Origin of the sequence: Thermosynechococcus sp. GLH187, assembly GCF_031583395.1 — a bacterium.
GTDB lineage: Bacteria > Cyanobacteriota > Cyanobacteriia > Thermosynechococcales > Thermosynechococcaceae > Thermosynechococcus.
Genome location: NZ_CP134175.1, coordinates 683361 through 706977, shown reverse-complemented (window position 1 = coordinate 706977; position 23617 = coordinate 683361). Strand labels below are relative to the sequence as shown.

General features: G+C 53.7%; 16 protein-coding genes and 1 other RNA gene. 9 read left to right on the top strand and 8 right to left on the bottom strand.

Going from position 1 to position 23617, the window contains the following annotated elements:
* Positions 1-17: 17 nt before the first annotated feature.
* Positions 18-114, bottom strand: an RNA gene (ffs, locus tag RHI63_RS03215) — signal recognition particle sRNA small type.
* Between the two features lie 120 nt (positions 115-234).
* On the opposite strand from ffs, the gene RHI63_RS03210 reads away from it, so the two are divergent.
* The 6 genes from RHI63_RS03210 to cobS all read left to right on the top strand — a co-directional run bounded on the left by RHI63_RS03210 (position 235) and on the right by cobS (position 9490).
* Positions 235-906 carry a PHP domain-containing protein gene (locus tag RHI63_RS03210; protein ID WP_225901640.1) on the top strand — a complete coding sequence of 224 codons (672 nt, stop codon included), beginning with the start codon at positions 235-237 and terminating at the stop codon, positions 904-906.
* Entirely contained in the window at positions 903-1142 is a 240-nt protein-coding gene (locus RHI63_RS03205) for a hypothetical protein (protein ID WP_206201046.1), read from the top strand. Before RHI63_RS03210 ends, RHI63_RS03205 begins: the two co-directional genes overlap by 4 nt.
* A gap of 100 nt (positions 1143-1242) precedes the next feature.
* The gene (locus RHI63_RS03200; protein WP_302676838.1) at positions 1243-4323 is read left to right on the top strand and encodes an FHA domain-containing protein; all 3081 of its coding nucleotides are present in this window, start codon (positions 1243-1245) and stop codon (positions 4321-4323) included.
* An 81-nt stretch (positions 4324-4404) separates the two neighbouring features.
* Positions 4405-7242, top strand: a complete 2838-nt coding sequence (polA, locus tag RHI63_RS03195; protein ID WP_310821827.1) for a DNA polymerase I — start codon at positions 4405-4407, stop codon at positions 7240-7242.
* Positions 7131-8762, top strand: coding sequence for a pitrilysin family protein (locus RHI63_RS03190; protein ID WP_310743375.1), 1632 nt, complete (start codon positions 7131-7133; stop codon positions 8760-8762). The genes polA and RHI63_RS03190 overlap by 112 nt, the downstream gene beginning before the upstream one ends.
* On the top strand, positions 8759-9490 hold the full coding sequence (gene cobS, locus RHI63_RS03185) for an adenosylcobinamide-GDP ribazoletransferase (protein WP_310743374.1): 732 nt from the start codon (positions 8759-8761) through the stop codon (positions 9488-9490). The genes RHI63_RS03190 and cobS overlap by 4 nt, the downstream gene beginning before the upstream one ends.
* On the opposite strand, the gene RHI63_RS03180 is transcribed toward cobS, so the two are convergent.
* Positions 9421-10134 carry a ComF family protein gene (locus RHI63_RS03180; protein ID WP_310821826.1) on the bottom strand — a complete coding sequence of 238 codons (714 nt, stop codon included), beginning with the start codon at positions 10132-10134 and terminating at the stop codon, positions 9421-9423. The genes cobS and RHI63_RS03180 overlap by 70 nt on opposite strands.
* Before the next feature lie 18 nt (positions 10135-10152).
* Positions 10153-10440, bottom strand: a complete 288-nt coding sequence (locus RHI63_RS03175) for a Mo-dependent nitrogenase C-terminal domain-containing protein (RefSeq protein WP_149820949.1) — start codon at positions 10438-10440, stop codon at positions 10153-10155.
* 560 nt (positions 10441-11000) lie between these two features.
* Here RHI63_RS03175 and RHI63_RS03170 point away from each other — a divergent pair.
* Positions 11001-11891 (top strand): universal stress protein, encoded by an 891-nt coding sequence (locus RHI63_RS03170; RefSeq protein ID WP_302676844.1) that lies wholly within the window; start codon positions 11001-11003, stop codon positions 11889-11891.
* 56 nt (positions 11892-11947) lie between these two features.
* Here RHI63_RS03170 and RHI63_RS03165 read toward each other — a convergent pair whose 3' ends face one another.
* The 4 genes from RHI63_RS03165 to RHI63_RS03150 form a co-directional block, all read right to left on the bottom strand.
* Positions 11948-12262, bottom strand: a complete 315-nt coding sequence (locus RHI63_RS03165; RefSeq protein ID WP_190278082.1) for a DUF5132 domain-containing protein — start codon at positions 12260-12262, stop codon at positions 11948-11950.
* Between the two features lie 131 nt (positions 12263-12393).
* Positions 12394-12600 carry a glycogen debranching protein gene (locus RHI63_RS03160; RefSeq protein WP_206201038.1) on the bottom strand — a complete coding sequence of 69 codons (207 nt, stop codon included), beginning with the start codon at positions 12598-12600 and terminating at the stop codon, positions 12394-12396.
* Positions 12601-12681: 81 nt separating this feature from the next.
* Positions 12682-13857 (bottom strand): 8-amino-7-oxononanoate synthase, encoded by a 1176-nt coding sequence (gene bioF / locus RHI63_RS03155; RefSeq protein WP_310743373.1) that lies wholly within the window; start codon positions 13855-13857, stop codon positions 12682-12684.
* A 35-nt stretch (positions 13858-13892) separates the two neighbouring features.
* The gene (locus RHI63_RS03150) at positions 13893-14645 is read right to left on the bottom strand and encodes a response regulator transcription factor (RefSeq protein WP_206201036.1); all 753 of its coding nucleotides are present in this window, start codon (positions 14643-14645) and stop codon (positions 13893-13895) included.
* 232 nt (positions 14646-14877) lie between these two features.
* Here RHI63_RS03150 and RHI63_RS03145 point away from each other — a divergent pair, with 232 nt between their 5' ends.
* Entirely contained in the window at positions 14878-17859 is a 2982-nt protein-coding gene (locus RHI63_RS03145) for an FHA domain-containing protein (RefSeq protein ID WP_206201035.1), read from the top strand.
* Here RHI63_RS03145 and RHI63_RS03140 read toward each other — a convergent pair.
* Complete coding sequence (locus RHI63_RS03140; RefSeq protein ID WP_206201034.1) at positions 17856-19094, bottom strand: aspartate aminotransferase family protein; 1239 nt, start codon at positions 19092-19094, stop codon at positions 17856-17858. The genes RHI63_RS03145 and RHI63_RS03140 overlap by 4 nt on opposite strands.
* Before the next feature lie 156 nt (positions 19095-19250).
* Here RHI63_RS03140 and nrdJ point away from each other — a divergent pair, with 156 nt between their 5' ends.
* A complete protein-coding gene (gene nrdJ / locus RHI63_RS03135) occupies positions 19251-23615 on the top strand; it encodes a ribonucleoside-triphosphate reductase, adenosylcobalamin-dependent (protein WP_310821824.1) in 4365 nt (1454 codons plus the stop codon).
* Positions 23616-23617 lie beyond the last annotated feature (2 nt).

Here is a 23617-nt window from a genome sequence, read left to right as displayed (position 1 = left end):
TTCGCAGGTCTCAAGAGGGTGACCCGGAGATCACGCCTACCGCAAGCATCCCGTATTGCTGCTTCCTTCCGGACCTGACAAGGTTGAGGCGTTGCGATCGCATGATTCCGAGCCAACTTGTATCCTAGCACACCCCATCGAGGTACATAAATCGCCCTATTAGGAATCTTTATCTCTCGTTTCTTAAAGAAAGTTTATATTAAAGAGGTAACAGCGTAAGATTTGGTAATGCCTATGACCCTTGCTGCACTGATGGTGACGCAGGCTGAGACTCTCCGTGGTCTCTTTCGGATGTTGACGGCAACCAGTTGTCCCTATCGCTATAACTTTCATCTCCATACCATCTGCTCCGATGGGCAACTGACACCGCAGCAAGTGGCGCAACAGGCAATGATCCATGGCCTCAAGGGATTTGCCATTACCGATCACCATGCCCTAGAGGGCTATTTTCAGGCTCGAACCTACGTAGAAGCCTATCCAGGAACGGATCGCCCCCAAGTTTACACGGGCATTGAAATTACGGCTCAACTCTTGGGTACTGAGGTGCATATTCTGGGCTATGGCTTTGACCCCTATGCGCCGATCCTGCATCTCTATACAATGGGCACTGCCCCCCAAGGGGACTTGGCACAGGCAGAACGGGTGATTGCCGCACTCCATGAAGCAGGAGGCTTGGCGATTTTGGCACACCCGGCGCGCTATCGTTTGCCTGCTGAACAATTGATTCCTGCAGCTGTGGCGCGGGGGATTGATGGGGTGGAAACCTACTACTGTTACAGCAATCCCGATGTGTGGGAACCCACCCCTGAAACAACCGCCCTTGTGCATGCTTTGGCCGTTGAACACCAGTTGCTGGAGACCTGCGGCACGGATACCCATGGCCAAGATATCTTGGTGCGGCGATGACCGTGACTGAAATCCTGATCACCTTAGGGGCGATCGCCATCAGTTGGTTCGTGCTCCGCTGGCTGATCACTGTCCTCAAGGTCACTCTCGGTACGGCGATTAAAATTGCCCTGATTGTTTTCCTGTTGCAACTCTTTTTTGGTATTGGTCCCGATCGCCTGTGGGAGCAAGCACAGTTTCTATGGTCACAGGTGGCGAGTTATTTGCCGATGCCTTCTTTGCCCTCCTCGCAATAATGATAGGTTTCTGCGCCGGTTGAGCTTTGGCGGGCGTCTTTTGTCAGATCGGCCAGAATCCAGTAAACTGACTGGCATCAAGCCCCTTTGCCCCAAGGTCATGACTCAAACAGCATGGTTAGAACTTGTCAAATCCGTCAGTGAGCAGGGGGTTCAGCTACCCGCCAGCGGCCTCAAAATTGGCCGTGCCCCCGATAATGACATTGTCCTGAATGATCTTTCCGTCTCCCGCTACCACGCTTTCTTGGAGTGGCAAGAAGGGAAAGTTCACCTCGTAGATCTCGGCAGTAAAGCGGGCACCCATCTCAATGGCCAACCGGTTGTGCCTAATACCCCCATTCCCCTTGAAGATGGCGACTTGATAACGCTGGGCAACTCTGCTGTGCGCTTTCGCCTCATCTGGCACTACCACGACTATCAACCCCGTACCACTGAGGTCAGCAAAGAGACTGAAGTCCCTGTGATTGAAGTGCGCACCAAAACATGGCAGCAACGCTGGGGGCTACAGGAGCAAACGACGCTTTTAGGCACCCATCCCGCCTGCGATGTGGTGGTGGATACCCCTGAACTTTTGCCCTGCCACTTGAAATTACGCTTTGCGGATCAGCATTTGCAGGTGGTAGATCTCAGTGACCCGCAGCCGGCAATGAATGTGCATTTGGGAATCGGGGAGAGTTATGCCCTGATGGAATTTGTGACGCTGACCTATGTGGGGCAGGAGTTGCCCGATCGCATTGACACAGAGCGTCATGCCGTTGTCTTTAGCCCCGCGACGGAGTTGAGCACAGCAACAGTACTGGCGATTCCTGAGGCCGATGCGACATCCACTGTCCCCGTGAAGACGATTTCGCTGGTGGGATACAACACGTTCACGATTGGCCGCGATCCAAGCAATGATCTGGTGATTGAGCATCCAACGGTGTCCCGTCACCACGCCAAAATTGAGCGCCGCAATGGCGATTTCCTGCTCACGGATCTGGGGTCGAGTAATGGCACGTTTGTCAATGGCCGCGAGGTAGAAGAACCCACACTGCTGCGGGTGGGGGACAGTATTCGCATTGGTAGCGATCGCCTTGTCCTCAATGTTGATGAAACCCTGACCCAATATGCCGAATCGGGTCACATGCGCCTAGATGCCATCAACCTCAGTAAGGTGGTGGGCAAGGGAACGCAAATTCTCCACGATATTTCGCTATCGATCATGCCCAAGGAGTTTGTGGCCATCTTGGGGCCTAGTGGTAGCGGCAAGTCAACGCTCCTCGATGCCCTCAATGGACTGCGGCCAGCAACAACGGGCACGGTACTGGTCAATGGCACAAATTTCTACCGCAACTATCAGGCCTTTCAAGCGCAATTGGGCTATGTACCGCAGAAGAATATCATCCACGAGGAACTGACGATCGCCCAAGCCTTGGAATACGCGGCAAAACTACGCATGCCCCCCGATACAACCCCAGCGGAACGCCAACAGCGGGTGACCGAGGTGTTAACAGAATTGGGACTGAACCATCGTCGCGATGTGCCCATTTCCCGCCTCAGTGGCGGTCAGCAGCGGCGGGTGTGTATTGGTGCCGAATTGCTCACGCAACCCAGTCTCTTCTTCCTCGATGAGGCCACCTCTGGCTTAGATCCGGGCACGGAAGCCGACCTGATGTTTTTGCTGCGGCAGTTGGCGGATCAGGGGCGAACGATTCTGATCATTACCCACGCCACCCAAAATATTCGGGAGTGTGATCTGGTGATCTATCTAGCGGAGGGCGGCCGGCTGGCCTACTTTGGTCCTCCTGATCAACTGCTGCCCTATTTCCGAGCTACCTTTGGCGATCGCTTTAGTGGCATTAAGCTCGAGGATTTCTCTGGCATTTATCGTGCCCTAGACAAAGAGAAAAACCCCAATGCCCCCACTTCGGCAGAACTAGAGGAAGCCTACCGGCGATCGCGCCTCTATCAGGAATATGTGGTCGGGCGACAGCAGGTGCTAGCTCACATGCCCGATGAAAGTCAACGGCGCACCAAGGGCAAATCCCGTCGCAGCAGTGAACCCAAGTCGAAAATCTCCCCTTGGCAACAATTTCTCATTCTCACCCGCCGCAATCTCACAATTCTTGGCCAAGATCGCAGTAACCTGCTGCTGACCCTCTTAATAGCCCCCCTCTTGGGGAGTTTGAGTTTTGTTTCTTGGCAGCGGGATCTCTTTAATCCGGAAACGGGGAATGCGGGTCAAGCCCTGACGATGATTTTTGTCACCAGTCTGATTGCCGTCATGATTGGCGCAATGACAACGATGCGGGAATTGGTTAAGGAGGTGGAGGTTTATCGGCGGGAGCGGATGATTGGCCTGCGGCTGTTGCCCTACATTGGCTCCAAGGGGGCGATCGCCCTTGGGCTAGCTCTTTATCAAGCGGCCACTTACCTTGCGGTGACAAAGCTGGCGGTGGATTTACCGGGAGATTGGGGGGTTACTTTTGCCATGTACGTCACCCTTGCCCTTGCCATTTTTGGCGGTATGGCGATGGGTCTTTTGGTCTCTGCCTTTGCCCCTAGCCAGAACATTGTGCCGCTGCTGGTGCTGATGTTTTTAGTGCCCCAAATTATCTTTAGTGGCGGGATTCAGCCCGTTTCTTCCTTCGGGTTACCGGGGCAGATTATTAACCATCTGACGGTCATTAAGTGGCCCTTTGAGGCGATGGTCAAGCTCACAGGCATCGGGGATGATATTGCCAATGACCCCTGTTGGCGCGAACCAGAGGAGGAACGGGAAAAAATGACCGAGGAGATGCAGCGGGATTTTTGTCTGTGCTATGGTCCCGGTCTCTTTAAGACCTGTAACTTCCCCGGTATCCGCGCCAAGTATGTCCCCGAAGTGGATGAACCCGCACCGCCGCGGCCAGAGTCTCCGGGCGATCCCCCCAATGATCCAGCAGCGCTCCAAGACTATCTGCAACGGCTGCAAGCCTATCAGGCAGCCATGGATGAGTGGGAACTAAAATATTCTGAGTGGAACCGCCAACGCAGTCGTGCCATCAATGAAGCCCAAGGCATTATCAGCCGCTTCCAACGAGATCAAGGCTACATGTTTACCGTAGATGTGCAACGCCATTGGCGCAATCAAGGAATTGTCATTCTAGCGATGCTGGTGGCTTTACCCTTCTGCCAAAAACGCCGTGACTTTAGCCGTTGAGACTCTGCCATTTTCAGGGGTGGGGGTTTAGACCAATTTTTTGAATAATGGAAAAGTTATCCCCCGCCGTTTCCTGTCCCCATGCCTTCTGCCAATCTCTTACTCATTGATGGTCATTCCTTGGCCTTTCGTGCCTACTACGCCTTTAGTAAGGGGCGAGAGGGGGGGTTGCGTACCTCCACGGGGATTCCCACTAGTGTGTGTTTTGGCTTTCTTAAGACGCTGCTGGAGATTCTGGAGCAGCAGCAGCCGGATCATGTGGCCATTGCTTTTGACTTGGGGGAGCCGACATTTCGCCACACAGCCGACGAAAACTACAAGGCGGGGCGGGCAGAAACGCCCGAGGACTTTATTACCGATATTGCCAATTTGCAGGCGTTGCTGCGGGCACTGCGTCTACCCCTGTTGAGTCAGCCGGGCTATGAAGCCGATGATGTGATTGGTACGGTGGCCCATCGCTTGCGACCCCAAGGATGGCGGGTGTCCATTGTCAGTGGCGATCGCGACCTCTTTCAATTGATTGATCGCGAAGGTCAAGTACAGGTCTTGTATCTGGGGAATACCCTTGGCCAACGCAAGCAGGGTCTGGAGGCCTTTGATGCCCTCAAGGTCAAGGAAAAAATGGGGGTTTGGCCCGAGCAAATTGTGGACTATAAAGCCCTCTGTGGCGATGCCAGCGATCGCATTCCCGGTATTAAGGGGATTGGCCCAAAAACAGCGGTGCAGTTACTCAATCAGTACCCCACGCTAGAGGAAATCTACGCCCACATCAATGAGATTACGCCCCCTAGCCTAAGAACGAAGCTGATCAATGGGGAGGCCGATGCCCGCCATTCCCGCACCCTAGCTCAAATTATCCTCGATGTCCCCTTGGAACTCCCCCTAGAGGAACTGCATCTGAGTCCCTTTGACTGGCCAACGCTGGATCAGCTATTGGATCAGTTGGAATTTCGTACCCTGCGGATGCAACTTCAGGACTGGCACCTCCGCTTGGGGGGGACACTGCCGGATGTAGAGAGCGATGCGGATGCAACATGGTTTTTTGCGCCGACGGACACCCCCGATCCAGTGAATGTGCAACTCATTGAGACGCCAGAGCGACTGCAATGGCTGATCGCCCAGTTAGAAACCTGTACCGATGCGAACCATCCCGTGGCTTGGGACACGGAAACCACGGCCTTGAACCCCCGCGATGCTGCCTTGGTGGGCTTGGGCTGCTGTTGGGGCGCAGCGCCTGATCAGGTGGCCTATCTACCGTTGGGGCACAAAGAGGGGCAGAACCTACCCCTACCAGAGACCCTCGCCGCTTTGCGACCGATTCTTGAGGGCGATCGCTACCCCAAAGTCTTGCAAAATGCCAAGTTTGACCGCTTGGTGCTGCGGTTTCAGGGGATTCAATTACAAGGTGTCGTATTTGACACGATGCTGGCGAGCTATGTGATTAATCCCGAAGCCAGTCACAACCTCAAGGATCTGTGTCAACGCTATCTGCCCCTTCAAGCCCAAACCTACCGTAGTCTGGTGGGCAAAGATCAAACCCTTGCGGATCTCCCCCCTGCGGTGGTAGCGCAATACTGTGGCCTCGATGTCTATACCACCTATCTTCTCAAGGACAAACTAGAGGCCGACTTGCCCCCCCGCCTGCGCCAACTCCTCCTAGAGGTGGAATTGCCCCTCGAACCCATTCTGGCGGAAATGGAAGCCACGGGGATTCGCATTGACAGTGACTATTTGCGGCAACTCTCCCAAGAACTCGAACAGCAACTGGCAGCACTGCAACAACAAGCATGGGATGCCGTGGGACAACCCTTTAACTTGGCCTCCCCCAAGCAACTGAGTGAACTGCTCTTTGGCATTTTGGGGTTAGATACGAAAAAGACCCATAAAACGAAACTGGGCTACTCCACCGATGCCGCAACCCTCGAAAAACTGCGGGGAGATCATCCTGTGATTGAACTCATTTTGAACCATCGCACCCTCGCCAAGCTCAAATCCACCTATGTGGATGTGTTGCCAACCTTGGTGCGTCCGGACACAGGCCGTGTACATACGGAATTCAACCAAGCGGTGACCGCTACGGGGCGCCTTTCCTCCTCTAATCCCAATCTGCAAAATATCCCCATTCGCACCGAGTTTAGTCGGCAAATTCGCCGCGCCTTTATTCCCGAGCCGGGCTGGTTGCTGGTGGCAGCGGACTATTCCCAAATTGAGTTGCGCATCCTTGCTCATCTGAGTCAAGAGCCGGCCCTACTAGAGGCCTACCAAAAAGGGGAGGATGTCCATCATCTCACAGCTCAGTTTCTCTTAGAAAAAACCGACATTAGTTCCAGCGAGCGACGCTTGGGCAAAATTATTAACTTTGGCGTCATTTACGGGATGGGAGCACAGCGGTTTGCCCGTGAGGCCGGGGTGAGTGTGGCCGATGCTAAGGTGTTTATTCAGCGGTTTTACGATCGCTATCCACGCGTCTTTGACTATTTGCGGCAAATGGAACGGCTTGCCCTCAGCCAAGGCTATGTGGAAACCATTTTGGGACGGCGGCGCTATTTTGAATTTCAGAGTTCTGAACTGCAAGCCCTGCGGCGCAAGCCTTTAGAGGCGCTAGCCGATGTCGATCCCAGTAAACTAAAAATGAGCAATTACGAGCGGGGACTATTGCGGGCGGCAGCCAATGCCCCGATTCAAGGTTCCAGTGCCGATATTATTAAGTGTGCGATGGTGAAACTGGCTCCCCTACTTTCCCCTGAAGAAGTCCGCCTGCTGCTCCAAGTCCACGATGAATTGGTGTTGGAGATGACCCCTGAAGCGTGGGAACAACTGCAAACTACAATTCCCGAAGTCATGAGTACAGCAGTACCCCTGAGTGTGCCCCTTGCGGTGGACATTTACGCGGCGGCCAACTGGCTGGAGGCCAACTAGGTTTGTTGATGCGGCAGCAACGCCACTGGCAAGTTTATTTCTGGCAAATTCTCCTCTGCCTTGTTTTGGGGGCGATCGCCCTCTCCTTGCCGGCCGACGCCCAAACGATTCGCCCCTACATTGACCGTGCCATGGATCAAATCAGTGAATTCTATCTTGACAATGGGATGCACTTCATTGTCATGGAGCAACACCAAGCCCCGATAGTGTCATTTCTCACCTACGTGGATGTAGGGGGCGTTGATGAACCGGAAGGCCAGACCGGTGTGGCACACTATCTGGAACACTTGGCCTTTAAGGGCACCCGCCGCATTGGGACGACGGATTATGCCGCTGAAAAAGAAAAACTTGCCCAACTGGATCGCCTCTTTGAGCAACTGCAAGCCACGACGGATGAGCGGCAACGTCAGGCATTGATTACAGAATTTGCCGCTGTGCAGCAGGCTGCCGATCGCTATGTGATTCGCAATCAATATGGCCAAATTGTCCAGCAGGCCGGGGGCGTGGGTCTCAATGCAACCACATCTGCCGATGCCACCCGTTACTTCTACAGTTTTCCCGCCAACAAATTGGAACTGTGGATGTCCCTAGAGTCGGAACGCTTTTTGGAACCCGTCTTTCGTGACTTCTATCAAGAAAAGGAAGTCATCCTTGAGGAGCGGCGGCTACGCACTGAAAATTCCCCCACTGGCCAACTCTTTGAGGCCTTTTTGGCCACCAGCTTTCGTCAGCATCCCTACCGCCGACCCGTCATTGGCTACCGTGAGGATATTCAAAACCTGCGCCGCGCCGATGTGGAACGGTTTTTTCGCCAGTATTACACACCTGACAAAATGACCATGGTGCTTGTCGGAGATGTTGATCCCCAGAAGGTGAAGGAATTGGCCAAGGTTTATTTTAGTCGCTATCCCAAGGGCACGGGCAAAACCACAGCCATTCCCCCCGAACCGCCGCAAACGGAATCTCGGCAGATTACCCTCGAATTGGCCAGTCAACCCCTCTATATTGAAGCCTATCCCTGTCCACCTTTGAGGGATCCCGCGTACCTCACCTATGAAATTTTGACACGTCTCCTCAGTGGCGGTCGCACCTCCCGTCTCTACCGTTCCCTTGTCCTAGAGCAAAAATTAGCCCTCAACGTGCAAGCCTACGTGGGGTTTCCCGGCAATAAATACCCCAATCGCTTTCTCATCTACGGGGCACCGGCGCCGGGTCAAACGACGGCTGCCCTTGCGGCAGGTATTGCCCAAGAACTCAAGGCACTGCAAACAACACCCGTGACGGCGGCAGAGCTGGATCGGGTAAAAGCGCAACTGCGGATGGAACTGCTGCAAAACCTAATGTCCAATGAGGGGATGGCCAAGCTCTTGGCGGAGTATGCTGTAAAAGGCGGCGGCTGGCAGCAACTCTTTGCCCGTTTAGAGGCCATTAATGACATTACCCCTGCCGACATTCAGCGGGTGGCTCAATCCCTGCAACCCCAGCAGCGGACAGTGGCGCAAATTCAAACCCGTTCATGAAGACCCTTTGGATGGAATGGTTGGGGGCGATCGCCTTCTATACCTGTTTGCCCATTCCCCCTAACTGCCCCATGCAATTGGCGGGAGCTGCCAAGTGGTGTCCTTGGGTGGGGCTACTGTTGGCAATGCTTCTCTGGGGGGCGCAGTGGCTGCTGGCATTTTTGCACGTTCCCCCCCTCGTGGCCAGTGTCTTGGTTGTGGCACTTTGGCTAGGATTAACTGGGGGATTGCACTTGGATGGTGCCATGGACACGGCCGATGGTTTAGCCGTCAGGGATCAACAGCGGCGCCTTGAGGTGATGGCGGACAGCCGCACGGGTGCCTTTGGCGTCATGGCAGGACTCGTCATTTTGCTCTTAAAAGTAGCGGCCTTGAGCAGTTTAGAGAGGGGTCAGGTCTTGGTGTGGGTATTGGTGATCGGGCGCCTTGCTCAGGTGTGGGCGATCGCCCGCTATCCCTATTTGAAACCCCAAGGCACGGGTCAGATCCATAAAGCCAGTAGTGCCTTTCCCCGCGATTTTTGGCCGAGTGGTTTACTGGTGCTGTTACTCAGCTTCCTGCTACCGCTTCCCTTCGGACAATTGCTTTTTGGTTTGCTCCTCATCCTCTTGATCCCGGCATGGTTTCAGTGGCAGTTGGGCGGTCACACGGGGGATACCTATGGTGCGGTTGTTGAGTGGACAGAAGCCTTGATGTTGGTTGCCTTCACGGTGGAATCGACCAGTTGATCCGGCAGCGCCACGGCCACGGTGATGATCCCCAAGACCTTGTAGCCAGCCCCCCGTAATACTGCGGCTGCAGTTCGTGCCGTTGTCCCCGTGGTATAAATGTCATCGCACAAAAGGAGCCAGCGCCGTCGCTGCAGCCCCTGCCCTAGGCGAAAGGCATTCTCAAGATTGGCTTGGCGTTCTGTGAGTGAAAGCTGAAACATGAACTGGGTTGCTCTTTGGCGGATTAGTCCCACTGGGGCAAGGGGTAGCTCAAGGGCACGGCAAAACCCCTCAGCAATGAGCGCTGCTTGATTAAAGCCCCGGCTCTGCAATTTATCGCGATGGAGAGGAATAGGCACAATCTGCAACGGGAGGCGTTGGGCGATCTTCGCTTCCAACCAACTCAGGGCTAACCATTGGCCAAAGAGGGTACCTAGTTCGGGGTGATTGTTGTATTTCATGGTGGCGATCGCCCGCTTGAGGTCTTGCTGATAATACCCCCAGGGAAAAAGGGGGAGACTGCCCCGCCAGTAGCGTTGGCGTTGGCGCACTTCCCATGACCTCAGCCGCCGTTCACAATCCCTACAGATCGTTTGGGGACTGGCTCGACCACAACAGGGACAGGGCTGCTGAAATAGGAAGGAGGCTAGCGATCGCCACACCAGCACACCCCCTAGGTGCTAACAGTAGGCACTAATATCTTCATGGCACTCATCCGCCAAATAGCAGAGGGCACGGTAGCGCAACAGCATGAGCTCCTCGTAAAGGGGATTGAGGTGGCACAAAGGCGGAATGTGAATATGCCATTTTGCAACCACAATATCGCGTTCAAAGGGACACTGGGCGGGGATCAAGCGGCATAGACGATGCGCTAGCTGGCGATCGTGCACTTCTAGATGCTCTAGCCACTGCCGGACAGGCCACAAAATTGTGCGGAGCATGCGTTGCCCCAACGTCAAAATTGTCATCAACTCAACACCTCAACTCAATCATTGAAGTTGGCAGCGAAAGCTCCCCTTCCTCAACTGTTTAAGAAGGCAATTTCAGTTACTTAAAACCCTTTCTTGAGAAGGGGAAATGTGTCGCTGCATTCGATGGGAAAAAAGTCGTTGCGATTCTGATTTAACAGCTCTTAGCGAGGGGCGAAATCCCAGAAAAATCTCAATGAAAATCGCATCACGATAGACAATCTCCTTGTTTCACAGGGATTTAGTAGTAATGGATACATTATTGAATTTAATGATGACTCTGTACCCATCCCTATTTTAGTGACTCCTGTTGAAGTTGACGATGGGGTTTTCCGAAAAGTTGCCCCTAAGCAACCGTTTTCTTCTCTATCAGTTGTCTGTATAGGGTCGCGCAACTGCCCCCAAGACTTTGGCAGTGCCCTTGCCATTTGCTAGCAGAGACCCCTGCGGCTTGCGAGGGGGTAATTATTTTATTCCTTAAAAAGAGAAAAGAACTGAGTAGCGCGCCTCCCCCTTCTAAGGTAATCTGCAATTAGAGTTTGGCATTGGGGAGCACTGGCATGTTCAAGAACATATTGATTCCAACCGATCTCCATGATGGTCTCCCCAAACTGACCCACTACCTTGAGGCACTGAAAACAGCGGGTGCTCGCAGGTTGATCTTCTTCCATGCCCGCCCCATTGACGAGGATGGCGATAAGCCTCGGCTGCGGGAAAAAAAGCTGCAACAGGCACGCGAATTACTCAAAATCGACGCCGCAAAAGTTCCAGCGGATCTTAAAGCAGAAGTGATCATCGAAAACCGCCGCCCCGCCGATGCCATTCTGGACACCGTTGAAAAACATCAAATTGACTTGGTGCTGGCCAGCCGTCCCATTCGCAATCTCTTGGACGAGAAGCTCTTCGGCAGTACAACCATTGAGGTGCTGCAACGGATTAAAGTGCCAGTGATGATTATGCGCCCGCAACTGTTGTGGGTGATGACAACCGCAGAACTGAATCTCCGCTGTCAAAATCTCTTTCGCCACCTACTAGTGCCCTACGACCACAGCCCCTCTGCCCAACACCTTGTTCAAAAACTGCGGGAAGGCGTGCAAAAGCGCGATCAAACGAGCATTGCTGCACTGACCTTCTGCTGGATTATCAGCGATGCCGGCAAAGGGGAACTGGGAGTTGGCGAGCAACGTCCGAAGGCTGAAAAAATTCTTGCCGAGCTAAAGCAAGAATTCACTGGCTATGGCCTGAGCATTGAAACCGAGATTCGCTTTGGTAGTCCGGTGGTCGAAGCACAATTGGCAGCCCACGATCGCGACATCTATGGGATTGCCGTTTCCTCTGGTTCCGTCGGTAAAATTTGGGAATTATCAATCCCTAGCTTTGCCGGGGAGATCATTCGTCGTTGCGTCTTTCCCGTGATCTATTTCCCGCCCGCTGGTCGCTCATTAAAATAAAGATGGGGCAGCAGAACTACCCCAAAGGCATTTCAATTAGGCACTAAAAGTAAAACTTAGCTAATCGTCACTTGGCGGGGTTCCTCAGGCGCGGCGGCCTTTGCTGCTTTTTGCTCCATCATTTCTGAGCGGGCTTCGGCAACCAAGTCTTGGAAAGACTCACTGGCTTCAGCGACAGCCGTCTGTGCCTTTTCATAGGCTTCAAACGCCCACATCAAGCCTGATTTTGCCGCATTGCGAGCTTGCTCTGCCAAGTTGTGACCAGTCATTGAGTCAACGGCACCCACAACGGGGGCAACAGCAACAGCACCCACCCCAAGGGCAAGCACGGTAAGTGGTTCTAAACCAAGTAACAGGGCTTCAAACTCCATTCTGCGGCATCCTCCAAAGGAAAAGCAATGATGAGCACATCGCACCCATGATAGCAAAGGTGCAGAGAGGGCAACGTCCCCACTGGCTTAATCGCTCCACTGAGATTCTTATGCAGGGCTGAGCCAAAAGATTAGCAGAGCTTGAGGGCAGTACTGGGAACCTCATCCCAAGAGGCCACCGTACGCAGACGCACTTGCCAACCGGCGGCTTTTTGTTCTGTTGTTAAGTTTTTCTCAAAAGACTGCACACACTCCCTCGCCTGAGCTTCATCACGACAGGCAATACAGGCATAAAGCAGGCCAGAGGGATCAATTTGCTCGCTTACCCAAATCCTCATCGCTCACTCCTTGGCGCAGTTTGCCGATTTCACAGAACTATCTCCAGCCTAGGCGAAATACACCGAGACCGTCAGCCCTTCTTAACAGCACTTTAACAACTCAGCCAATGCTGCCAGCAATTGCGCAATGTGCTCAGGGGTGTGATCGGCTCTTAGGGTGATGCGCAGCCGACTAAAGGGCACGGTCGGTGGCCGTACCGCCGCCACCCAACATCCAGCCTCTTGTAATTTCTGACCCCATTGGAGAACAGTGGCTGGATCGGGAGCAGGCAAGCAAAAGATGGGGGTCGGTAGCGGACGGGGCAAAACGGGGCAACCCAATTCTTGCAGTCCTTCTTCGAGTTGTTGAATGCGCTCCTCAAGGGCTTGGCGTAGGGAAGGCTCTGTTTGTAGTTGCTCAAGGGCAGCAAGGGCAGCAGCAGTGTCCGCCGGTGAGAGTCCAGTGCTATAGATCCATGTGCTGGCACGGTGTTGCAGATAGGAGATCAGAGCTTGGGAGCCAGCAATGTATCCCCCTAAACTGCCAAGGGCTTTGCTGAGGGTACCCATTTGAATGACGATCGGACTCGATTGCCCCAAGGCGACTAAGGTACCGGCACCGTTGGTTCCCAAGACCCCTGTGCCGTGGGCATCGTCCACTAGCACCATGGCTGTGTAGGTCTCGGCTAGCGCCAATATCTCCTCTAGGGGGGCGACATCCCCATCCATACTGAAGACACCATCCGTGAGGATCAGACAACGGCGGTATTGGCAGCGATGGGTTTCTAGGAGTTGGACAAGGGCAGCGACAGCGTTGTGGGGGTATTCATAGAACGTCGCATGACTGAGACGGGCACCTTTTTTGAGACAAGCATGGTTGTAGGCATCCCCAAGCACCAAGTCCCGTTGATCCACAAGGGCAGCAATGGTACCGAGATTGGCGGCAGTACCCGAACTAAAGACTAAGGCAGCTTCTGTGCCTTTCCACTGGGCGATCGCCCGCTCTAGTTGTTCATGAAGACAACGTTGACCACTCAGAAGGCGAGACCCGGTCGCCCCAGTACCCCATTCGTCAATCGCCTTAATGGCGGCTGCTTTCACCTGCGGATGGTTGGCCAGACCCAGATAGTCATTGCTGCAAAAGTTAATCAATGGTCGGGGCGGCTCGCCAACACTCACCACTGCCCCCGGTGCGCTACTGAGAAGGGGTTGGCGATACCAATGGGCACGGTGCAGGGCATCTAGGGCAGGTTCTAGCCACGCAAAGGGATCGCTCATTTGAGAGAGAATATTTTAGGAAGACTGGACAAAGTCTAAACCAATACGTGGCGGGGCGATCGCGGGGGACGGGAATGGGGTTTATTGCCATTCTGCTGGTAGCGCCCATTCAATGGCTCAAGGTGCAGTCGATAACCGACATTGCGCACGGTTTGAATTAGGCGCGGCTGCTGCGGATCCACTTCGATTTTCTTACGCAAAGATAAGATATGCGTATCCACGGTGCGAGGGTTGTCAATGCTCTCTGGCCAAGCTCGCCGCAGCAATTCCTGACGACTCAAAGGTGTGCCCCCCATTTGCGTCAGAACATAGAGTAGGCTAAATTCCTGCGGTGTCAAATCCACTGGCACATTGCGTACCACCACTCGCCGCTGCACTAAATCGACTTGTAACTCACCCAAGTTCAGGACACTGGGTAAACAGGGGCGTGCTCGCCGTGCCAAGGCCTCGACTCGGGCAAGAAATTCCTGCATCCCAAAGGGTTTGGCCAAGTAATCATCGGCACCCGCCCGCAGCGCCGTCACCACATCCGCTTCATCCTCATGGCCAGAAAGAACTAAAATCAAAACAGTGTTTTGGTAGTGAAGCCAGCGGCATAATTCCAAACCATTGCCCTCATTCAAGTCCAGATCGAGAACAACCAAATCGGGATGTCGCAGTTGAAATACTTCCTGCCCCTGTTGACAACCACTGGCAAGATGAACGATGTGCCCCACTTGCTGTAGGTGCCAGCCAAGGAGGGAACGCAGGTGGGGGTTACTTTCAATAATTTCAACGTGCATCAACATCAATACATCCCCACAACAACGGCGGAGTACAGGAAAAAGAGATTTCTTCTACATGTCTGGGAGAAGGTGCAACAGAGTGGCAATGTCTGGATGAATTGGATGCTAATTTAGCAAATTTAATCCCAATGATTTCGTAACGACTAATACTTTAGGGTTTTTTCTTGTTCCTGTAATAGAAAATTCTTACTCTGGCTCTAGTGACAAAATGAAGTGGGGTTTCTAAACAAGCGGTATGGCAGTGCCCATTCTCAACCTTTTAGCGGCTGATGGTTCACGACAGCAAATTCAACTGGGGCGCGATCGCCTGCTTATCGGTACCGACCCCCAAAGCCAAGTGATTCTCGTCGGTGAGGGGATTTCCCGCCACCATGCCTTGATTATTCCCACGGAGACGGGTTATCAAGTGGCGGATCTCGGGAGCGCCAGCGGCACTTTTTTGAATGGTACGAAGCTGCGGCCACGCACCCCTGTGGCGCTGAAGGCGGGCGATCGCCTACAAATCGGTGAGTTTGAAGCCATTTTTGATCCAGATGGCATAGCAACAACGGAACTGCCGGGCACGGTGGTGATGGGGGCTGCCAGTACGCCGATCTTGCAGGTGGCGACGCCCCAGTGGTTGCAGGAGTTTCCGCTGCTGAAGGAGGAACTGGTTCTCGGTCGGGATCCGAAGGCGGACATCACCATTGACCATCCCTTTGTGTCCTTTCACCATGCCAAGCTGGTGCGATCGGGAGAGCATTACAAAATTATTGACTTGGGCAGCAAAAATGGTCTCCACTGGCGCGGAAAAACGATTAGCGAACATGCCTTGGCACCGGGGGATGTGATCCATGTGGGGGAATTCCTGCGGCTGACCTACTTGTTGATGCCCGCCACGGAGGTTGTGGAGCAAACGCGCCCCCTCCAACTGCGCGATCGCCAGCAGATTCGGATTGGCCGTGACCCCAGTAACGATATGGTGCTGGATCATCCGGTCGTCTCGCGATTTCATGCCCGCCTCTACCTTCAGGAAGGACAGTGGTACATTGTCGATCTCGACTCTGCCAACGGCACCTTCATCAATAACCAGCGCCTTGAACCCCGCAAACCTATGCCTTTACCCACGGGGGCCTTGGTGCGCATTGGCCCCTATAGCTCGCTGTTTACCCCCGATGAAACCATTGTTCCCCACAACGACAGTGGCAATCTGCGCCTCGATGCCATCCACCTCAGCAAAACCACCGCCAAGGGGGCAAAGCTGCTGCAAGATATTTCCCTTTCAATTTTGCCCCGCGAGTTTGTCGCGATTGTTGGCGGCAGTGGTGCCGGTAAATCAACGCTCCTCGATGCCCTCAACGGCTTTCGTCCTGCTACGGCGGGTACGGTACTCGTCAACGGCTATGATCTGTACCGCTACTTTGGCACCTATCGCACCCAGATTGGCTATGTGCCTCAGGATGACATTATCCACAGTGAGCTAACGGTGGCTCAGGCCTTGGACTATGCGGCACGACTGCGCTTACCTGCTGATTTTAGCGATCAAGAGCGACAGGAACAGGTGAACCGCGTCCTTGCGGAATTGGAGTTAACATCTCGCCGCAATGTACTGGTGAAACAACTGAGTGGCGGTCAGCGCAAACGAGTGTCGATTGGTGTGGAATTGCTCACCCGCCCCAGTTTATTTTTCTTGGATGAGGCCACTTCTGGCTTGGATCCGGGCACGGAAACCCAGATGATGCGGCTGTTGCGGCAGTTGGCAGATCAGGGGCGAACAATTTTACTGATTACCCATGCCACTAAAAATGTGATGCTCTGCGATTTGGTGGTGTTTTTAGCACGGGGCGGCCACCTTGCCTATTTTGGGCCACCGGATCAAGCCCTCAACTATTTTGATGTCCAAGATTTTGATGAAATTTACCTCAAGATTGAGAGCGAACCTAATCCAGCCGTATGGCAGCAGCGCTATCGCCAGTCTCATCTGTATCAAACCTATGTGGTGGAGCGGCAGCGTCCCCTCAACGTGGATACGGGGGCAACCCGACAAGTCCAACCCCAACGCCAAAAAGCAACGATTCCCCAAGTGGCACCGTGGCGGCAGTGGTGGATTCTCACCCAGCGAAACTTGGCCATTTTGCGACAGGATCGGGCGGCACTCATTCTCATGCTCTCCCTCGCGCCGATTTTGGGAGCCTTGGATTTTGTCCTCTGGAAGCCAACGATTCTCGATCCGGATCAGGGGGATGCGGGGCAGGCATTTACGATGGCCTTTGTTACTGTGCTGATTGCGGTGATGGTGGGCAGCCTAGCGACAATGCGGGAAATTGTTAAGGAACTGGAGATCTATCGCCGGGAGCGGATGGTGGGGTTGGGGCTGTGGCCCTATATTTTCTCCAAGCTTGGCCCAGCAGTGGTGCTGGCACTGTACCAAGCAGCGGTTTTTTTGGCGGTGAAGTTTTTGGCGATCGATCTGAGCCTCGGTATTGGGGCGATCGCTGGCTTGTATCTAACGCTGTTTCTGGCCACCTTTGGTGGCATGGTGATGGGGTTATTGGTCTCTGCCCTCTCGCCGACGCAAACCGTGGCTCCCTTGTTAACGATTCTCTTTTTGGTACCCCAGATTACCTTTGCTGGAGCAATTATTCCTCTGAAGGATCTAGGGGGCGTGGGCAATTTGATCAGCGATGTCACCCTGACCCGCTGGAGTTATGCCAATGTGGTGTCCCTGTTCGGCTTTGGTCAGGATGTGGCGCGGGATGCCTGCTGGCAGCAATCCAAATCTGAACGGGAGAAACTCAGTCCTGAAGCCCTAGAGCAATGTCCGTGTTTTGATGATAACCTCTTTCAACGTTGCCGCTTTCCCGGCGTGCGCAAGGAGTACCACCCCGCTGTAGATGAACCCGAACCCCCACAACCTCCGGAACCGGGTGATCCACCGCCACTGCCCAATTCGGTCTTAGAGTTTGATCAGGCCTATCGCGATCGCGTCGAGGAATACAATCAACGGGTCAAAGACTATCAGAGGGCCATGGATCGCTGGCAAGACCAATTTGCCCTCTGGAAAGAGCAGCGGGGGCGGGCGATCGCCAGCGGTGAAGCTCTTATTGATCGCTTTTGGAGTCTTCAGGGGCACACGTTCAACGCCAATGTCACCGTCAATAACCTGCGCTTAGGGGGCATTATTGCCCTCATGCTGGGACTAGTGGGGGTTTTTCAAAAACGCAAGGATGTGCTTTAGGCTGCTAAGTGGGCAAAGGCTCGGCTCACTGCCCCTAAGGCCATATCAATCTCGGCAGCACTGACAATGAGAGGAGGGACAAAGCGCACCACCTGCGGCCCCGCGGGCACCAGCAATAGCCCCTCAGCAAGGGCAGCTTTGACGACTTCAGCAGCGGTGAGGGGGGTGTCGGGTTGCAGTTCCAGACCGTTGATCAGTCCCCAGCCGCGCACCTCAGCAATGAGCTGGGGATAGGTTGCTGCTAGTTCGCGTAGTCCTGTCCGCAGTTGCTGCCCGCGATCGCGCACATTTTCGAGGAGATTCTCTTTTTCAAGGGTTTCACAAACCGTGAGCGCTGCTGCCGTGGCCAAGGGGTTACCGCCAAAGGTACTGGCATGATCCCCCGGCTGAAAGACAGCACAAAACTCCTTGGCAATCATGGCACCAATGGGAACTCCCCCCGCTAGGCCTTTGGCCAAGGTGAAAATATCGGGTTCAACACCGAGGGTTTCATAGCCCCACAGGGAACCCGTGCGCCCCATACCCGCTTGTACTTCATCAAAAATCAGGAGAATGCCTTTTTCGGTACAGAGTTGGCGTACCTGCTCAAAGTAGGGGCGATCGCCAGGACGGACTCCCCCTTCTCCCTGTAACGGTTCCAACAGAATAGCGGCCACTTGGGGCTGGGACTGATCTAGTTGCTCAACAAGAGTCTGCAATGCCGCAAAATCGTTGTAGGGAACATAGGCGAAGCCGGGCACCAGGGGGTCAAAGTGTTGTTGGTATTTTGGTTGACCCGTAGCAGTAATCGTGGCGAGGGTGCGTCCGTGGAAGCTAGCCTGTGCCGTAATGATGATCGGGTTGGCAATGTGGCGAACCGTATGGGCATATTTGCGCGCCAGTTTAATGGCGGCTTCGTTGGCTTCGGCACCGGAATTGCAGAAAAACACGCGATCGCCACAGGAGTGATCCACAAGCCACTGCGCTAGCGCCCCCTGTTGAGGAATGTAATAGAGATTGGAAACATGGTGCAGGGTTTGCATTTGCCGACTGACCGTCTCCACCAAGGCCGGATGGGCATGACCCAAGGTACAGGTGGCAATCCCCGCCACAAAGTCCAGATAGCTGCGGCCTTGATCATCCCAAACGCGGCAGCCTTCACCGCGCAGCAGCGCAATGGGAAAACGACCATAGGTGGTCATCACCACTTGGTCAAAGGCATCGGTACTGAAGGACGTTGGGGGAGCAGCAACCATTGACTCTGGACTCAAAGCAAAAACTTCCTGCTATCTTAGCATCTCCCTCTCGCTGTGGCAGGGGAGTTACGGGTCGCTCTAGAATTAGTGCTTATTGACCCCCAAGGATTGCTTCGGTACACTACACCTAGTATTCCGCCATTGAGTCCTGCCCCTATGGTGCAAAATCCTCCCCGTCCTCAAACTAGCTTCCCCGCTACGGCTCCCACCGCCTATCCCGTGTTTTACCGCACCTACAGCCGCCAAAATGAAGCGGGTGAGCGGGAGAGTTGGCAACAGGTGTGCGATCGCACCCTGCAAGGACTACAGGAAGTGGGGCACCTCACTGCAGCAGAAGTTGCCCTTCTTCGGGAAATGCAGCAGGCGCTAAAGGCGTTGCCCTCTGGGCGCTGGCTGTGGGTCGGAGGAACGGATTGGGTGCGCCAGCCCGAGAACTTTTCCGGTGCCTACAACTGCACCAGCACCAATGTCGTGGATTGGGATTCCTTTGGCCTGATGATGGATCTGGCCATGCAGGGCTGTGGCACAGGGGCGATCCTAGAGCAGAAATACATCTCCCAGTTGCCGCCGATTTGCAATCGCCTTGAGGTGACTGTCATTGGTCAAATTGGTCAAACCCCCAAGGAAGCGCGTCAAGAGCAAACAACTGTAATACTCACGGGGCAGACCTGTCACATCAAAGTGGGGGATAGCCGCCAAGGGTGGGTGAAGTCCTACCAAACGCTGCTTGAACTCGCCAGCAACCCTCAACTCGGTGGTTTAGTTCAGGTGACGATTGACATTAGTGATGTGCGTCCCACCGGTGAGCGGCTCAAGGGGTTTGGGGGAGTTGCCAACCCAGTAAAGCTGCCAGACCTCTACCATCGCTGCGCGGCACTGTTGAATGCGGCGGTGGGTCGCCAGTTGACCTCTGTGGAGTGTTGTCTGCTGATTGATGAGGCAGCCGTTGTGGTTGTTGCTGGCAATGTGAGGCGTTGTTTGCCTGAGGATGCTTTGGTACACACAAGCAAGGGACTGATCCCGATCAAAGACATCCAAGTGGGGGACTGGGTGCAAACGCCCTTAGGGTTTCGGCAAGTAACCCAGAAATTTGACCAAGGCTACCAAGAGGCTTATGAAGTAATAACCAATGGTCCCTTGCTGCGAGCTACCCTAAACCATCGGATTGCAACTCTTGCGGATGTTTCAGGGGGAATTCACTGGAAATTTGTCAATGCCTTAAACCCGGGCGATCGCCTGCTTCACAACACTCAAGTTTTACCCGGTACAGTTACTCATTTGCCATCAGACTTGACTGATTCTCGACCACGCGGTAGTCATACTTCTCAAGCAATCACTATTCCAGAACTGACGGCTGATGTTGCTTGGTTAATTGGCTTTACCCACGGGGATGGTTATGTTAGCTTGGGACGCAACAAGTACAACAAACCCTTTGGTAGCATTTGTTGGGTTTACAACAGTTTAGATTCCAAGCTTGCTCAGCAGATTCATACTAAAATCAACTGTGCTCTTACTCTCTTCGGTGTACAAGCCAGACAAGAGTGTATTGAAGGTGAGAATACCTTGCGATCGCGAGTAACCTCTATTCATCTTGCAGAATACTTTCACCGCTATATTAAGCAACCTAAACAACCGTTAGAAGTCCCTAGCTTTATCTTGCAGGGAACGGTTGAGGTGCGTTGCGCTTACTTAGCAGGTCTAGTGGATAGTGACGGTTCTGCCTGTGGGCGGCCACCTTACCTATTAACGACTGTATATCCTAAATTTGCTCGTCAAGTTAGCGCTCTTTTATCTAGTTTGGGAATTGCTACTCGAATCGGTGTCACACTCCCCCAAAAAGAGCATTGGCAACTCAAATATCACCTTAAACTACCGGCTTTTAAGGCTCGCTACAACAGTCTCATTGCACCGTATTCCTTGAAAGGCCAAATTCATCAAGGACAGGAAGCCCATGGCTTTACAATTCCTGCAACTATGATGCGGGAAACCTATACCTATAGCCAAATGCGGGAAATGGGTTTTGAAGGTTCCCGAAGCGTGGATACCAATTACAAGAGGTATATTGCTGAAGCTGAAGTTAGTCTTGATATTCCCGTAACAGTAAAAGAACTAGGCAGCTATGACTATGTTCAGACCTATGATATTGAGGTCGAAGATGCCCACTGTTTTTACTGTGATGGTTATCTGATGCACAACAGCGCTGGTATGCGTCAGGGGGCAAGTGAGGATGAGGCTTTTGCCCAAGCTAAACAAAATCTCTGGCAACAGGATGAGCAAGGCAATTGGCGAATTGATCCGAAGCGGGATGCGCTGCGGATGGCCAACCACACCCGTGTCTTTCACACCAAGCCCAGTCTCGAGGAATGTATCAATGCCGTGCGCAGTCAGTTCTATTCAGGAGAAGGTGCCATTCAATGGGCCGGGGAGGCGATCGCCCGCGCCAATGCCGATCTTTTGACTACAGCGGATCTCAAGCAGGCCTTCCTCCGTGCCTATGAAAATCAACAGGGGGAGGCGTTTTTGCGGCAACTGTTGCCCACTATCGATCAGCGGGAGCTGGCTCACCGCTTGGGTCGTTATGGCCTCAATCCCTGTGTTACAAGCGATACGTGGGTACTCACAGAAGTAGGGCCGCGCCAAGTCAAAGATTTGATCGGCCAACAGCACGGCACCTATGTCAATGGCGAATTGTTTAGTACCACCGCCGCTGGCTTTTTCCTGAGTGGTATCCAGCCAGTTCTCAAACTTACCACCCGTGAAGGCTATACCCTACGGCTCACCGCGAACCATCGTTTGCTGAAAGTGACCGCCCAAACCCCGAAAAGACAATACACGGAATGGGTAGAAGCAGGTCAATTGCACGCGGGCGATCGCCTTCTTTTGCACAATCACCGTGATCTAACCCCTTGGGGTGGTAAGGGAACTTGGGAAGAAGGCCGTTACGCCGCTCAAGCCCTTTATCAAGTTGCCATAGGAAGCGCTGCTGTGCAAACCCAAGCAGCAGGCTGTTTCACAGGGATTAAACACCGCCAAAACGACTGGATAGCTGTACTCCCCCATAGCTTAGAAAAGAACTTTCGCCTAATCACGATCGAGGAAGGCAGCTATGCATTCTACTGCGGGTTCCTCCGAGAGATTTTCGTTACGACTCAGTTAACATCAATACCACGGCTGCATGTCACACTGGGGGATCGACAACTAGCCTCACTTATTCAGCGCATGCTACTGCGTTTGGGAATCGTTTCGGTGGTTGCAGAATCATCCCTAGTTATCCAAGGGGATAATCTCACAACGCTGGCTCGGGTTCTGGAATTGGGGGCGATCGCCCATAATGACTCCTTACCTCCCGAACGCTTTACAGTTGTCGTTGAGTCAATTACTCCCGATGGCATTGAGCCAGTGTATGACTGTACCGTGCCCGGCCCGAATTGCTTTGATGCCAATGGCTTTGTTGCTCACAATTGCGGTGAAATTATTGGTGCTGATTTCCACTGCAACCTTGCGGAAATCCACCTGAATCAAATTGATCCAGCGGATACGATCACACAGGAAAAAGCCTTCAAGGCTGGTGCGGTCTCAGTGGCAGCGCTGTTGAACCATCGCTTTGTTGTCGATCGCTATCAATACTCCCGCGCGATTGATCCCATTGTTGGCGTCAGTTTTACGGGGCTATTTGACTTCTGTGTTCATGCCTTTGGTGTGCCTTGGCTGGAATGGTGGGCCGCAGGACGACCGGATACCCCCCAAGGGCGCGAATTCAAAGCCCAAGAGGCAGCCTTCCTACAACACTGGCGGCAAATTGTCCATGAGACCGTCTGGGAGTATTGCGATCGCCACGGCCTCAAGCGCCCCAATCGCTGTACCACCGTCCAACCCTCCGGTACCAAATCCCTGTTGACGGGTGCCTCTCCCGGCTGGCATCCCCCCAAAGCCCAACGCTTTATTCGACGGATTACCTTCCGCAAGGGCGACCCCGTGGCCATGGCCTGCTATGACTTTGGCTACAATATCATTCCCTCCCAGTCCGATAAGGATGAGACAGGGAAACTTCTTGATGATCCCTTTGATCCACGGTGTACCGAGTGGCTAGTGGAAATTCCCGTTGCCGTCTCTTGGGCAGATCTGCCGGGGGCAGACACGATTGATATTAGCCAGTTTTCGGCCTTGGCGCAGTTTGACTTCTATATGCAGGTGCAGCAGCACTACACCACCCACAACACCAGTGCCACCATTGAGCTACGGGAACCTGAAGTCGAACCCCTTGCCACGGCAATTTACACGGCGATTCAGCAGGATCAAGGGTATATCTCTGCGGCGCTCTTGGCACGCTTTGATGCCCATGAAACATTCCCGCGTCTGCCCTTTGAGCCCATTAGCAAAGAACGGTACGAGCAAGAAGTCGCTGCGGTTGCTCGGCGCAAGCGGATCCATGATTTCCATGCAGCCCTTTCCCGCTATACCCAGCCCGTGATGGAAGCAGGGCCTGCCGGCTGTGACTCCGACAAGTGTCTCACATCCTAGGA